Annotated in this window: 10 protein-coding genes and 1 pseudogene; 7 read left to right on the forward strand and 4 right to left on the reverse strand. The window is 66.1% G+C overall.

What is annotated here, in order from left to right:
• The first annotated feature begins 50 nt into the window (after positions 1 to 50).
• On the forward strand, positions 51 to 1151 hold the full coding sequence (gene zapE, locus A7E77_RS14555) for a cell division protein ZapE (protein WP_063689062.1): 1101 nt from the start codon (positions 51 to 53) through the stop codon (positions 1149 to 1151).
• On the opposite strand, the gene A7E77_RS18275 is transcribed toward zapE, so the two are convergent.
• Both A7E77_RS18275 and A7E77_RS18280 read right to left on the reverse strand, forming a co-directional pair.
• Entirely contained in the window at positions 1090 to 1491 is a 402-nt protein-coding gene (locus A7E77_RS18275; RefSeq protein WP_226341769.1) for a hypothetical protein, read from the reverse strand. The two genes, zapE and A7E77_RS18275, sit on opposite strands and share 62 nt — an antisense overlap.
• A 26-nt stretch (positions 1492 to 1517) precedes the next feature.
• Positions 1518 to 1832: a hypothetical protein gene (locus A7E77_RS18280; protein ID WP_413243583.1), complete on the reverse strand. Its 315-nt coding sequence runs from the start codon at positions 1830 to 1832 to the stop codon at positions 1518 to 1520.
• Positions 1833 to 2062: 230 nt separating this feature from the next.
• On the opposite strand from A7E77_RS18280, the gene mdh reads away from it, so the two are divergent.
• The 6 genes and pseudogenes from mdh (at position 2063) to lpdA (ending at position 10277) form a co-directional block, all read left to right on the forward strand.
• On the forward strand, positions 2063 to 3025 hold the full coding sequence (gene mdh, locus A7E77_RS14565) for a malate dehydrogenase (protein ID WP_063689067.1): 963 nt from the start codon (positions 2063 to 2065) through the stop codon (positions 3023 to 3025).
• An 88-nt stretch (positions 3026 to 3113) separates the two neighbouring features.
• Positions 3114 to 3404, forward strand: coding sequence for a GIY-YIG nuclease family protein (locus A7E77_RS14570; RefSeq protein ID WP_063689069.1), 291 nt, complete (start codon positions 3114 to 3116; stop codon positions 3402 to 3404).
• A 79-nt stretch (positions 3405 to 3483) separates the two neighbouring features.
• Positions 3484 to 4366 (forward strand): annotated as a pseudogene (gene sucD / locus A7E77_RS14575) (succinate--CoA ligase subunit alpha).
• A 149-nt stretch (positions 4367 to 4515) separates the two neighbouring features.
• Positions 4516 to 7491 (forward strand): 2-oxoglutarate dehydrogenase E1 component, encoded by a 2976-nt coding sequence (locus A7E77_RS14580; protein ID WP_017978731.1) that lies wholly within the window; start codon positions 4516 to 4518, stop codon positions 7489 to 7491.
• A gap of 48 nt (positions 7492 to 7539) precedes the next feature.
• The gene (odhB, locus tag A7E77_RS14585; RefSeq protein ID WP_063689071.1) at positions 7540 to 8775 is read left to right on the forward strand and encodes a 2-oxoglutarate dehydrogenase complex dihydrolipoyllysine-residue succinyltransferase; all 1236 of its coding nucleotides are present in this window, start codon (positions 7540 to 7542) and stop codon (positions 8773 to 8775) included.
• 110 nt (positions 8776 to 8885) lie between these two features.
• Complete coding sequence (lpdA, locus tag A7E77_RS14590; RefSeq protein WP_063690022.1) at positions 8886 to 10277, forward strand: dihydrolipoyl dehydrogenase; 1392 nt, start codon at positions 8886 to 8888, stop codon at positions 10275 to 10277.
• A 661-nt stretch (positions 10278 to 10938) separates the two neighbouring features.
• Here the strand turns inward: lpdA and A7E77_RS14595 are convergent.
• Both A7E77_RS14595 and A7E77_RS14600 read right to left on the reverse strand, forming a co-directional pair.
• Complete coding sequence (locus A7E77_RS14595) at positions 10939 to 12558, reverse strand: choline dehydrogenase (RefSeq protein ID WP_063689074.1); 1620 nt, start codon at positions 12556 to 12558, stop codon at positions 10939 to 10941.
• Positions 12525 to 13160 carry a TetR/AcrR family transcriptional regulator gene (locus A7E77_RS14600; RefSeq protein WP_063689076.1) on the reverse strand — a complete coding sequence of 212 codons (636 nt, stop codon included), beginning with the start codon at positions 13158 to 13160 and terminating at the stop codon, positions 12525 to 12527. Before A7E77_RS14600 ends, A7E77_RS14595 begins: the two co-directional genes overlap by 34 nt.
• Between the last annotated feature and the right edge of the window lie 2 nt (positions 13161 to 13162).

The raw sequence follows: 13162 nt of genomic DNA on the forward strand, positions 1-13162 counted from the left end.
CGCGACGGTGGAGCGAATGGCCCGCGCAAAGACCATCACGAAAGCCTGACATGACCAAAGTCCTCGCCGCTTATGACGCGCTCATTGCCGCGGGCGAACTGCGCCCGGATGCGGAGCAACGGGCCGCCGCCATCCGTCTCGATACGCTGGCCGTCGAACTCGAAATCCCGAAAAAGGCCGGCCTGTTCGCCCGCCTCACCGGCCGCGGCGGCACGGCCCCGCGCGGCGTCTATATGTTCGGCGATGTCGGGCGCGGCAAATCGATGCTGATGGACCTCTTCTTCGCCAACGTGGCGGTCGACCGGAAGCGACGGGTTCACTTCTCGGAATTCATGCTCGAGGTTCACGGGCGCATCGCGATCGAGCGGCGCAAGGAGAGCGGCGATCCGATCGCCCCCGTCGCCGCGGCGCTCGCCGAGGAGACGCGGCTGCTGGCTTTCGACGAGATGATGGTCACCAACTCGCCCGACGCGATGATCCTCAGCCGCCTGTTCACCGCGCTCATCGAGGCGGGCGTGACGATGGTCACGACCTCCAACCGCGCGCCAGGCGATCTCTATAAGAATGGCCTCAATCGCGAACACTTCCTGCCCTTCATCGCGTTGATCGAGGGGCGGCTGGACGTCGTGACGCTGAACGGTCCGATCGACTATCGCCGCGACCGGCTGGGCCAGCAGAACACCTGGCTGGTGCCCAACGGGCCGGAAGCGACCGCGAACCTGTCCGCGGCCTTTTTCCGCCTCACCGACCATGAGGTGACCGAACCGATCCCCTCGGAGGATCTGGCCGTGCAGGGGCGTACGCTTCACGTGCCCAAGACGCTGAAGGGTGTCGCCGTCTTCTCGTTCAAGAAACTGTGCGGGGAAGCGCGGGGCGCGGCCGACTATCTCGCCATCGCCCGCCGCTATCACACCGTGATCCTCGTCGGCATTCCCCGGCTCGGCCCCGAAAACCGCAACGAGGCGGCGCGCTTCGTCCAACTGATCGACGCGCTCTACGAACACAAAGTGAAGCTACTCGCCGCCGCAGACGCCGAACCGGATGCACTCTACCCCGAAGGCGACGGGCGTTTCGAATTCCAACGCACCGTCAGCCGCCTCGAAGAAATGCGATCGGAAGACTATCTGGCGCAGGGGCACGGGGCAGCCTGACGCGGGCGATGCGGGCGCGCAGTTGAGGCTCGGGGACGGCGGCGCACCACAGCGCGAACCCCAAGGCAATCCCCGCGACCAGGATCGCTGCCGGATAATAGGGAAGGCCCGCGGCCATCAGCCACGCGATCACTACCGCCCCGGCTGCCTGGTGGATCAGGTACAAGGGATAGGTGGCAAGGCCGAGCCGGATCGCGGCGCGTGAGGGGATGATCCGCACCATCGCCGGTTGCAAACGAACCGCGAGCGCGACGACGGTGACGCCGGTCAAGAAGAGCGCGATCGGCTCCTGCGGACTGTAGGCCAGTTGATAGTCCCGCGCGAACGTCGCCGTACGCAAGGCGATCTCGAAGCAGCAGGCCCAGGTCAGCGCAACCGCAAAGCCGGCAAGCTGCCACGCGTCGACAGGCGTCGCAACACCGCGCCGAGCGCGAAGAACACGCCGTGCGGCAAAAGCGTCAGCATGCGGGCGCGGGTGGGAAAGGCGGGATCGTTGGCGAATGCGGCCTGCATCATCCAGTAATCGAGGCTGACCGCGCCCAGATACACGATCACACACCACCCCGCGCGTTCGGTCCTGCCGAAGGCGAGCGCGGCAGCTACGACCGCGTAGAAGCCGATCTCGATCGCCAGCGTCCAGTAGGACCCGTCGATCTGGATGCCCATGGGCATGAACGCCACCGCAGGGCGCGATCCGATCGTAGAGGCGGCATTTCCACGCCGTGCGCCTATATGAGATAGGTTAACAAGCCGTCAGCGAAAGCCTCTTCCTGTGCCTATCGCTATTGCGAACTGTTATCGACGATAAATCAGGCCGGCGAGTTTTAGGTGGTTGTGCCCTTGCCGTAACAGGCCTATGCGGCATGACCAATCACGCCTCGCCCCGTTGGGGCCAATGGAGTAGGATTGGAATGGCTCGCAAGAAGATCGCGCTGATCGGCGCCGGTAACATCGGCGGCACGCTGGCGCACCTCGCCGCGCTCAAGGGGCTTGGCGATATCGTCCTGTTCGACGTCGTCGAGGGCGTGCCCCAGGGCAAGGCGCTCGACCTGTCGCAGTGCGGCCCGGTCGAAGGCTTCGACGCGACCATCAAGGGTTCCAACGACTACGCCGATATCGCGGGCGCGGACGTCATCATTGTCACCGCCGGTGTTGCGCGCAAGCCCGGCATGAGCCGTGATGACCTGCTCGGCATCAACCTGAAGGTGATGAAGGCGGTCGGCGAGGGCATCGCTGCCAACGCGCCCGACGCCTTCGTGATCTGCATCACCAACCCGCTCGACGCGATGGTCTGGGCGCTGCGCGAATTCTCGGGTCTCCCGGCCAATAAGGTCGTCGGCATGGCGGGCGTGCTCGACTCGGCGCGCTTTTCGCACTTCCTCGCCGAGGAGTTCGGCGTGTCGGTGAAGGACGTGAACACCTTCGTGCTCGGCGGTCACGGCGACACCATGGTCCCGGTCCTGGAATATTCGACCGTCAGCGGCATCCCGGTCAGCGACCTGATCGAGATGGGCTTCTCGACCAAGGAAAAGGTCGACGAGATCGTCAAGCGCACCCGCGGTGGCGGCGGCGAGATCGTCGCGCTGCTGAAGACCGGCTCGGCTTATTATGCGCCCGCCACCAGCGGTATCGCGATGGCCGAGGCGTATCTCTACGACCAGAAGCGCATCCTGCCTGCCGCTGCGCACCTGTCGGGTGAGTATGGCATCGACAACCTCTATGTCGGCGTGCCTGTCGTGATCGGCGCCGGTGGCGTCGAGAAGGTCGTCGAGGTCAAGCTGTCGGACGAGGCGAAGGCCAATCTTCAGGTTTCGGTCGACGCGGTCAAGGAACTGCTCGTCGCTTGCAAGGGTATCGACAGCACGCTGAACTAATGGCGATCTTCACGCTCCGTTGTGCTCCCGCGAAGGCGGGAGCCCAGTACTGGGTCCCCGCCTTCGCGGGGACACATGGAGTGGTAGGATGACCAAGGTTGGCTACGTCTACATCATGGCGAGCCGACTGAATGGAACGATATATTTAGGTGTCACGAGCGATCTGGCGAAGCGGGCCTATCAACACCGCAACGCCCTGATCGACGGGTTCACCAAGACATACGGTTGCAGGCTCCTGGTCTGGTATGAGGCCCATGACGAACTGGACAGTGCGCGACTTCGCGAACGCCAGCTCAAAAAGTGGAACCGGGACTGGAAGCTGCGGCTGATCGAAGAGAAAAATCCGGATTGGCTCGACCTGTACGAGTCATTGTTTTGAGCGATCGTGCTTCCGCGAAGGCGGGAGCCCAGGACTGGGTCCCCGCCTTCGCGGGGACACAAGGGAGTTGGGAGCTAAGATGAGCATCCTCGTCAACAAGAACACCAAGGTCATCACCCAGGGCATGACGGGTGAAACCGGCACGTTCCACACCCAGCAGGCGCTGGCGTATGGCACGCAGATGGTCGGCGGCGTGACGCCGGGCAAGGGCGGCACCGAGCATATCGGCCTGCCGGTCTTCAACACCGTCGCGGAAGCCAAGTCGAAGACGGGCGCCGACGCGAGCGTGATCTACGTGCCGCCGCCCTTCGCGGCCGACTCGATCCTGGAAGCGATCGACGCGGAAATCCCGCTGATCGTCGCGATCACCGAGGGCATTCCGGTCCTCGACATGGTCAAGGTCAAACGCGCCCTGTCGGGTTCCAAGTCGCGCCTAATCGTTCCGAACTGCCCGGGCGTGCTGACCGGTCGAGTGCCAGATCGGCATCATGCCGGGTTCGATCTTCAAGAAGGGCTCGGTCGGCGTCGTGTCGCGCTCGGGAACCCTGACCTATGAGGCGGTGTTCCAGACCTCGAACGCAGGTCTCGGTCAGACGACTGCGGTCGGCATCGGCGGCGACCCCGTCAACGGCACCAACTTCATCGACGTGCTGGAGCTGTTCCTGGCCGATGACGAGACCCAGTCGATCATCATGATCGGCGAGATCGGCGGCGATGCGGAAGAGCAGGCGGCGCAGTTCCTGATCGACGAAGCAAAGCGCGGTCGTAGCAAGCCGATGGCGGGCTTCATCGCGGGCCGCACGGCGCCTCCGGGCCGTCGCATGGGCCATGCCGGCGCGATCGTGTCGGGTGGCAAGGGCGATGCGGAAAGCAAGATCGCGGCGATGGAAGCGGCCGGGATTAAGGTCGCGGCGTCGCCGAGCGAGCTGGGTTCGACCCTGCTGCAGGTGCTGAACAAGTAAATTCCCTCTCCCGGCGGGAGATGGAGGGAGCGGCAGAGCCGCGGAAGGGTGAGGGCGGTAGCCTTCCCCTCGACCCTCACCCTCCCACCGCTCTGACGAGCGGCGGGCCCCTCCCTCTCCCGGTGGGAGAGGGGATTAGGAAGAAGACCATGGGCTACGAAGGTCAGGATTTCGGAGATATCGCGGCGGGCGTCAGCCCGGCGTTCATCGAGGCGCTCTATGCCAAGTATCAGGCCGACCAGTCGTCGGTCGATCTGGGTTGGCGCAGTTTCTTCGAGGGCCTGGAGGCCGGCACCGGCGGTCCGAGCTGGACTAACAAGCGCTGGCCGCTGACCACGACCGACGACCTGACCGCGGGGCTCGACCCGACGCAGATGGAGCCTGCGCCCAAGCCCGCGAAGGGCGGCGGCAAGCCCGCGCCGGCGGCTGGCGCCGCGCCGTCTAAGGAGGACATCATCAAGGCGGCGGGCGACGCGATCCGCGCGCAGCTGCTGGTCCGCACCTATCGCGTCCGTGGCCATCTTGCGGCCAATCTCGATCCGCTCGGCCTGTCGCACCGCGACATGCCGGAGGATCTGCGCACCGAATATCACGGCTTCACCGATGCCGACATCGATCGCCCGGTCTATCTCGGCGGAACGCTCGGTTTCGAATGGGCGACCGTGCGCGAGCTGGTCGACACGCTGCGCCGCAATTACTGCGGCAACGTCGGCCTTGAGTACATGCACATCGTCGATGTCGAGGAGCGCCGCTTCCTGCAGGACCGCATGGAGGGCAAGGACAAGGCGATCGAGTTCAGCGTCGACGGCAAGCGCGCGATCCTGAGCAAGGTCATCGAGGCCGAGCAGTGGGAAAAGTTCCTCGGCAAGAAGTATGTCGGGACCAAGCGCTTCGGCCTCGACGGCGGCGAGAGCATGATCCCGGCGCTGGAAAGCGTCATCAAGTACGGCGGCCAGGCCGGCGTGCGCGAGATCGTATACGGCATGGCGCACCGCGGCCGCCTGAACGTGCTCGCCAACGTCATGGCGAAGCCACTGCGCGTCATCTTCCACGAATTCGCTGGCGGTTCGGCACAGCCTGACGAGATCGGCGGTTCGGGTGACGTGAAGTATCACCTCGGCACCTCGACCGACCGCGAGTTCGACGGGCACAAGGTGCATATGTCGCTGGTCGCCAATCCGTCGCACCTCGAGGCGGCGGACCCGGTCGTTCTCGGCAAGACGCGCGCGATCCAGACGATCGCCAACGACCTCAAGGAGCACAGCGCCTCGCTGCCCGTGCTGATCCACGGCGACGCGGCGTTCGCGGGGCAGGGGATCGTGTGGGAATGCCTCGGCTTTTCCGGCATCCGCGGCTACAATACCGGCGGCTGCGTCCACTTCATCATCAACAACCAGGTGGGCTTTACCACCAGCCCGCAGTTTGCGCGGTCGTCGCCCTATCCGTCTGATGTGGCGAAGGGCGTGCAGGCGCCGGTCTTCCACGTCAACGGTGACGATCCCGAGGCGGTGACCTTCGCCACCAAGATGGCGATCGAATTCCGCCAGAAGTTCCATCGCGACATCGTGATCGACATGTGGTGCTATCGCCGCTTCGGTCACAATGAGGGCGATGAGCCGGGCTTCACGCAGCCGCTGATGTACAACAAGATCCGTTCGCACCCCGGCGTCAGCGAGATCTACGGCAAGCGCCTGATCCAGGAAGGCGTGATCGACCAGGCGTGGATGGACGAGAAGGTCCATCAGTTCACGACGCTGCTGGAAGGCGAGTTCGAGGCGGGCGCGAGCTACAAGCCGAACAAGGCGGACTGGTTCGCGGGTCGCTGGACCGGCCTGTCGGCGCCGACCGATGGCGGCACCGAGCGGCGCAACGTCGAAACCGGCATCGAGATGAAGCTGTTCGACGCGCTGGGTCGTACGCTGACGACGGTGCCGGAGGGCATCCAGATCCACAAGACGCTGGGCCGCGTGCTCGACGCCAAGCGCCAGATGTTCAAGACCGGCGAGAATTTCGACTGGGCGACGGGCGAGGCATTGGCCTTCGGTTCGCTGCTATCGGAAGGCTATGGCGTGCGTCTGTCGGGCCAGGATTCGGGTCGCGGCACGTTCAGCCAGCGCCACGCGGTGTGGGTCGACCAGACCGACGAGCACAAATACGTGCCGCTGACGACGGTGGAGCATGGCCGGTTCGAGGTGCTGGACAGCCCGCTGTCGGAATATGGAGTGCTTGGCTTCGAATACGGCTATGCGCTGGCGGACCCCAAGACGCTGGTGATGTGGGAGGCGCAGTTTGGCGACTTCGTCAACGGCGCGCAGATCATGATCGACCAGTTCATCGCGAGCGGCGAAGCCAAGTGGCTGCGTGCCAACGGCCTGGTGATGCTGCTGCCTCATGGCTACGAAGGGCAGGGGCCGGAGCATAGCTCGGCGCGTCCGGAGCGGTTCCTGCAGCTGTGCGCGCAGGACAATATCCAGGTCGCGAACTGCACCACGCCGGCCAACTATTTCCACCTGCTGCGCCGGCAGATGCACCGCAACTTCCGCAAGCCGCTGATCGTGATGACGCCGAAGTCGCTGCTCCGCCACAAGCTGGCGGTGTCGACGGCGGCCGAGTTCCAGGGCGACAGCCACTTCAAGCGCATCCTGTCCGACACCAATGGTGCGGCGGATGCCGATACGACGCGGCTGGTGCTGTGTACGGGCAAGGTCGCCTATGACCTGATCGAGGCACGTAACGCGGCGGGCGATACCGGCACGCAGATCGTGCGGATCGAGCAGCTCTATCCGTTCCCGGGCGATGCGCTCGCCCGCCGGATCGCGCGGATGCCGAACCTCAAGGACGTGGTCTGGGCGCAGGAAGAGCCGAAGAACAATGGGTATTGGTTCTTCGTCGAGCCGCTGATCGAGGAATCGCTTGCCCAGGCGCAGTGCGCGGTGAAGCGTGCCCGCTACGCGGGTCGCGCCGCGGCGGCGTCGCCGGCCACGGGTCTGATGAAGCGGCACACCGCCGAGCAGGGCGCGCTGGTCGCCGATGCGCTCGGCCATAACGTGCGCGAAGAAATCCGCCGGACCCGCAGCGAGGGCTCCACCACCACCGCCCGGCCGACCCAGTCCCCGAGCAGCTAACCACTTTCCCCGTTGAAGACCCCCTCCCCGGGGAGAAGGATGCAAGAGATGGCAACCGAAGTCACCGTTCCCGTTCTGGGCGAATCGATCACCGAAGCCACCGTCGGCGAATGGCTGAAGCAGCCCGGCGACCCCGTGAAGGCCGACGAGCCGATCGCGAGCCTTGAGACCGACAAGGTCTCGGTGGAAGTGCCCTCGCCGGTCGCCGGCGTGATGGGTCAGCACGCGGTGCAGGTCGGCGATACCGTGCAGGTCGGCGCGATGCTCGCGACGATCGAAGCGGGTGGTGGGGCGGCGGCGGCGCCTGCTGCTGCGCCCACTCCGGCAGTCACCCCGGCTGCGCCCGCTCCGGCCGCTGGGGCACCTGCTGCGGCGCCTGAGGCATCGAGCGACTCGCCGGCGGCGCTGTCGCCGTCGGTCCGTCGCGCCGTGCTGGAATACGGCCTCGACCCCGCGTCGATCACCGGCACGGGCAAGGACGGTCGCATCACCAAGGAAGACGTAGCCGCTGCCGCCGCTGCGAAGCCGGCCGCGACCGCGCAGGCGCCTGCTGCTGCCGCTCCGGCTGCCGCGCCCGCGGGTGGCCGCAAGGAAGAGCGCGTCAAGATGACGCGCCTGCGCCAGACGATCGCCAAGCGCCTGAAGGAAGCGCAGAACACCGCCGCGATGCTGACGACGTTCAACGACGTCGACATGACCGCGGTGATCGAAGCGCGTGCAAAGTACAAGGACCTGTTCGAGAAGAAGCACGGCGTTCGCCTGGGCTTCATGGGCTTCTTCGTGAAGGCCGCGACGATGGCGCTGAAGGACATTCCGTCCGTCAACGCCTCGATCGAGGGCGATGAGATCGTCTATCACGACTATGCCGACATCTCGGTCGCCGTTTCGGCGCCGAACGGCCTTGTCGTGCCGGTCATCCGTGATGCGCAGGACCTGTCGGTCGCGGGGATCGAGAAGACGATCGGCGACTTCGGCCGCCGCGCCAAGGATGGCACGCTGAAGATGGACGAGATGAAGGGCGGCACCTTCACCATCTCCAACGGCGGCGTGTTCGGCTCGCTGATGTCGACCCCGATCATCAACCCGCCGCAGTCGGCGGTGCTGGGTCTCCACCGGATCGAGGATCGCCCGGTCGTGGTGAACGGCCAGGTCGTGGTGCGGCCGATGATGTATCTGGCGCTGTCCTACGACCATCGCCTGATCGATGGCCGCGAGGCGGTGACCTTCCTCGTCGCGCTGAAGAATGCGATCGAGGATCCGACGCGCATTCTGATCGACCTGTAAATATCTATATAGACACGTCACCCCGGCGGAGGCCGGGGTCTTTCGCGGGGAGCATCGCTTCCTGCCGCACGAGATGCCAGCGTCCGCTGGCATGACGGTTGGAGGAAATGATGGCAGACTACGACTATGACGTCCTCGTGATCGGTGCCGGCCCCGGCGGCTATGTCGCGGCGATCCGCGCGGCGCAGCTGGGGCTGAAGACCGCCTGCGCCGAGGCGCGCGAGACGCTGGGCGGGACCTGCCTGAACGTCGGCTGCATTCCGTCGAAGGCGATGCTGCACGCGTCCGAATATTTCGATGCGGCGGCGAATGGCGCGATGGCCAAGATGGGCATCAAGGTGACGCCCGAGCTGGACCTGGACGCGATGCACGGCCAGCGCCGCGACGCGGTGAAGCAGCTGACCGGCGGCATCGAATATCTGTTCAAGAAGAACAAGGTGACGTGGCTGAAGGGCCATGCGCGCTTCACCGGCAAGGACAGCGTCGAGGTCGCGGGCCAGACGGTGCGCGCCAAGAACATCGTGATCGCGACCGGATCGTCGGTGACGCCGCTGCCGGGCGTGACGGTCGACCAGAAGGTCGTCGTCGACAGCACCGGCGCACTCGAGCTGCCGAAGGTGCCCGAGCACATGGTCGTCATCGGCGGCGGCGTGATCGGCCTGGAGCTGGGTAGCGTGTGGCGCCGCCTGGGCGCGAAGGTGACGGTGGTCGAATATCTTGACCAGATCCTGCCGGGCTTCGATGGTGACGTGCGCAAGGAAGCGCAGAAGATCTTCAAGAAGCAGGGCATGGAGTTCAAGCTGTCCACCAAGGTGACGGGCGTCACCGTGGCGGGCGACACCGCGACCCTGACCGTGGAGCCCGCCGCCGGTGGCGCGGCCGAAACGATCACCGCCGATGCCGTGCTGCTGGCGATCGGTCGCAAGCCGAACACCGATGGCCTGAATCTCGAAGCCGCGAGCCTGTCGGTCAACGCGCGCGGACAGGTGGAGATCGACCACGACTTCGCGACCAGCGTGGCCGGTATCTGGGCGATCGGCGACGTCGCACCCGGCCTGATGCTCGCGCACAAGGCCGAGGACGAGGGCATTGCGGTGGCGGAAAACATCGCCGGCCTGACCGGCATCGTGAACCACGACGTGATCCCGAGCGTCGTCTACACGATGCCCGAGTTCGCCGGTGTCGGTCTGACCGAGGAAGCGGCCAAGGCCAAGGGCGAGATCAAGGTCGGCAAGTTCCCGATGATGGCGAACAGCCGCGCCAAGACCAACCACGAGCCCGACGGCTTCGTGAAGATCATCGCCGATGCCAAGACCGATCGCGTCGTCGGTGTCTGGGCGATCGCCAGCGTCGCCGGCACGATGATCGCGCAGGCGGCGCAGGCCATGGAGTTCGGCGCTACCAGCGAGGACATCGCCTACACGTGCCACGCCCACCCCACGCATTCCGAGGCGATCAAGGAAGCGGCGATGGCGGTGGCGGGCAAGCCGATCCACATCTGATGTCGGACGGCGGGGGAGCGGAGCGTTCCCGCGCCGATCTGGAGGCCGAATGGCTGGAGCTGACGCGCGGGACCCTACCGGGTCTCGCGCGTTCGCGTGTGTGGCCGGTGCGGGCGGATCATTGCTTCCAACGGATTTTGCTCGACGCGGTCGTCGGCGGGGTGTGGTATGATGCGGTTGCCGGACGGCCGGCGTATCGGTGTATCGATGGCGGGCTGCTGGCGCGGGCGGTGGCGTTGGGGCACGACGTCGTCGACGGACGGGCCGATCTGGCGGCGCTGAACCGCCAATCGCTGGCGTGGCGTCGCGCGCGGAAAGGAAGCCCCACACGATCTGTCACTCCGGACTTGGTTCGGAGTCCGCCGGGCCGCGGGGGTCGCGTTTGAGCCTCCTGCCGTCCCCCTCGCCGCGGAGTGGACCCCGGAACGAGTCCGGGTCGACAGGGTGTTTGGGGCAAGCGATGCGCGGGGAGGGCAGCCCCACACGCTCCGTCACTCCGGACTTGGTCCGGAGTCCACCGGGCCGCGGGGGTCACGTTTGAGCCTCCTGCCGTCCCCCTCGCCGCGGAGTGGACCCCGGAACGAGTCCGGAGTGACGGTGTGTTTGGCGTGAGCGATGCGCGCGGGAAGGAAGCGGGGTGGCGGGGGAGTTGGGTAAGCGATCAGGCCGCCAGTTGGGTTTTGGCGATTCTCCGGATCATTTCTGCCGCCTTCTCCGCGATCATGATCGTCGGCGCATTGGTGTTGCCGCTGACCAGGCTCGGCATCACCGACGCATCCACCACGCGCAGGCCTGCGATGCCGTGCACCCGTAGCTGACCGTCCACCACCGCCATCGGGTCGCCTTCCGCCCCCATCTTGCAGGTGCCGATCGGGTGATAGATCGTCTCTGCCGTCCGGCGGACCCAGGCGTCGATCGCGGCATCGCCCAGTACGTCCGGCCCAGGTGCCAGTTCGGCGTCACGATAGGGATCGAGCGCTACCTGCGCCACCACGTCGCGACCGATCGTCACTGCCTCGCGCAGGACGCGGCGGTCTTCGGGTGTGCTGAGGTAATTCGCCTCGATCAGCGGATCGGCCAATGGCTCGTCCGACACCAAGCCGATGCGTCCGCGGCTTTCGGGGCGAAGCTGGCAGAGGTGGAGCGAGAAGCCGTCTTCGGTCGCCTTGACCTTGCCGTGGTCGCGCATGATCGCGAGCACCGCGTGGATTTGAATGTCCGGGTGGTCGAGGCCCTCGCGCGAGGGGATGAAGGCGCCGGCTTCGAGAAAGTTCTGGCGCCCGACGCCCTTGCCTGTCAGCGCGTAGCGGAGGCCGACGCCGAGCTGGCGCAGGCCCTTCACTTCGCTGAACACCGTGCGCAGGCCGCGGCTGCGCCAGTTCATGATGACGTCGAGATGATCCTGCAGGTTGCGGCCGACACCGGGTAGCTCATGCACCGTCTTGATGCCGACGCCGCGGAGATGCGCGGGATCGCCTATACCTGATAGCTGGAGCAGTTGCGGCGACTGGACTGCGCCCGTGCACAGCAGGATTTCGCCGGAGGCGGTCGCCCGGCGCGGCTCGCGCCCGACCACATAGTCGACCGCGACCGCCCGACCTCCCTGCACGTCGATCCGCGTAGTGCGCGCATCCGTCGCGATCGTCAGGTTTGGTCGGGCTAAGGCTGGGAACAGATACGCCTCCGCCGCGGTCCAGCGCCGGCCGTTGGCGATGGTCAGGTCATAGGGGCCGAAACCTTCGGGATGCGCGCCGTTGAAATCGTCGGTGATCGGATAGCCGGCCTGTCGCCCCGCGGCGATGAAGGCGGCGTTGAACGGGCTGTCGCTTTCGCCTGCCGAGACGCGCAGCGGGCCATCGGTCCCGTGCAGCGGCCCGTTGCGATGATGCCCCTCCAGCTTGCGGAAATAGGGGAGGACGTCGTCCCAGCCCCACCCGGCGAGGCCGGATTGCGCCCAGCGATCGTAATCGCGCGGATGGCCCCGCGAATAGATCATGCCGTTGATCGCCGAGCTGCCGCCCAGCCCCTTGCCGCGCGGCCACCACAGGCGCCGGTTGTCGAGGTGCGGTTCGGGCGCGGTCCAGAAGCCCCAATTGTGCTTGCTCTTCGTCTTGATCAGTTCGCCGACGCCGGCCGGCATGCGGACGAGTAAGTCCCGGTTGGGGCCACCGGCTTCGATCAGCAGCACGCGGACTGCGGGGTCTTCGGACAGGCGCGCCGCCATGACGCAGCCGGCCGAGCCGCCCCCTATGACGATATAGTCGAAGCCTTGGTCTGCCATGCTCTCTCCTCCTGCGCGGCCGTTTCGACCGTCGCATCCGTGGGTGTGCAGAGGAGCGCGATCAGCTCCTCCATCAATGCGGGCCGATCGAGATCGGGCGCGTGGACCTTGCCGAGCCCCAGCGTCATCAGCGCATAGCCGCGCACGCGTGCCTGATAGGGCGTGAGGCCGTTCGCCTCGAGGCAATGCGACAGGAAGGCGAGCACCTGCGCGTCGTTGCGTTCGACCGCAGCCTGCGCACGGGGATCGCTTTCGGCCCAGGCGCGCATCGCGAGTGAGAGACGGAACAGACCCCGCCGGCGGACGATCTCGGCGAGCAGGCGGATGCGATCGACGGGGTTTCGCTCCGCTTTCATGATCGTGTCGAGGATGCTGGCGAGATGCTCGCCCGCAAAATAGTCCGCCAGCCGGCCCTGATAGGCGTCGAAGTCCGTAAAATGGTGATAGAAGCTGCCTGTCGAAACGTTCAGCTCCGCGGCGAGCGGACGAAGCTTCAGCGCTCGCAGGCCGCCCCGCCGCAATAGCGACTGCCCCGCCTCCAGCCAATCGCGTGGCGTAAGGTCCGTCGCGCGGAGCGTCCGGTCGGGGGCGGCGGTGGCCATAA

The sequence above is a fragment of the Sphingomonas sp. NIC1 genome (assembly GCF_001638925.1).
Taxonomy (GTDB): domain Bacteria; phylum Pseudomonadota; class Alphaproteobacteria; order Sphingomonadales; family Sphingomonadaceae; genus Sphingomonas; species Sphingomonas aquatilis.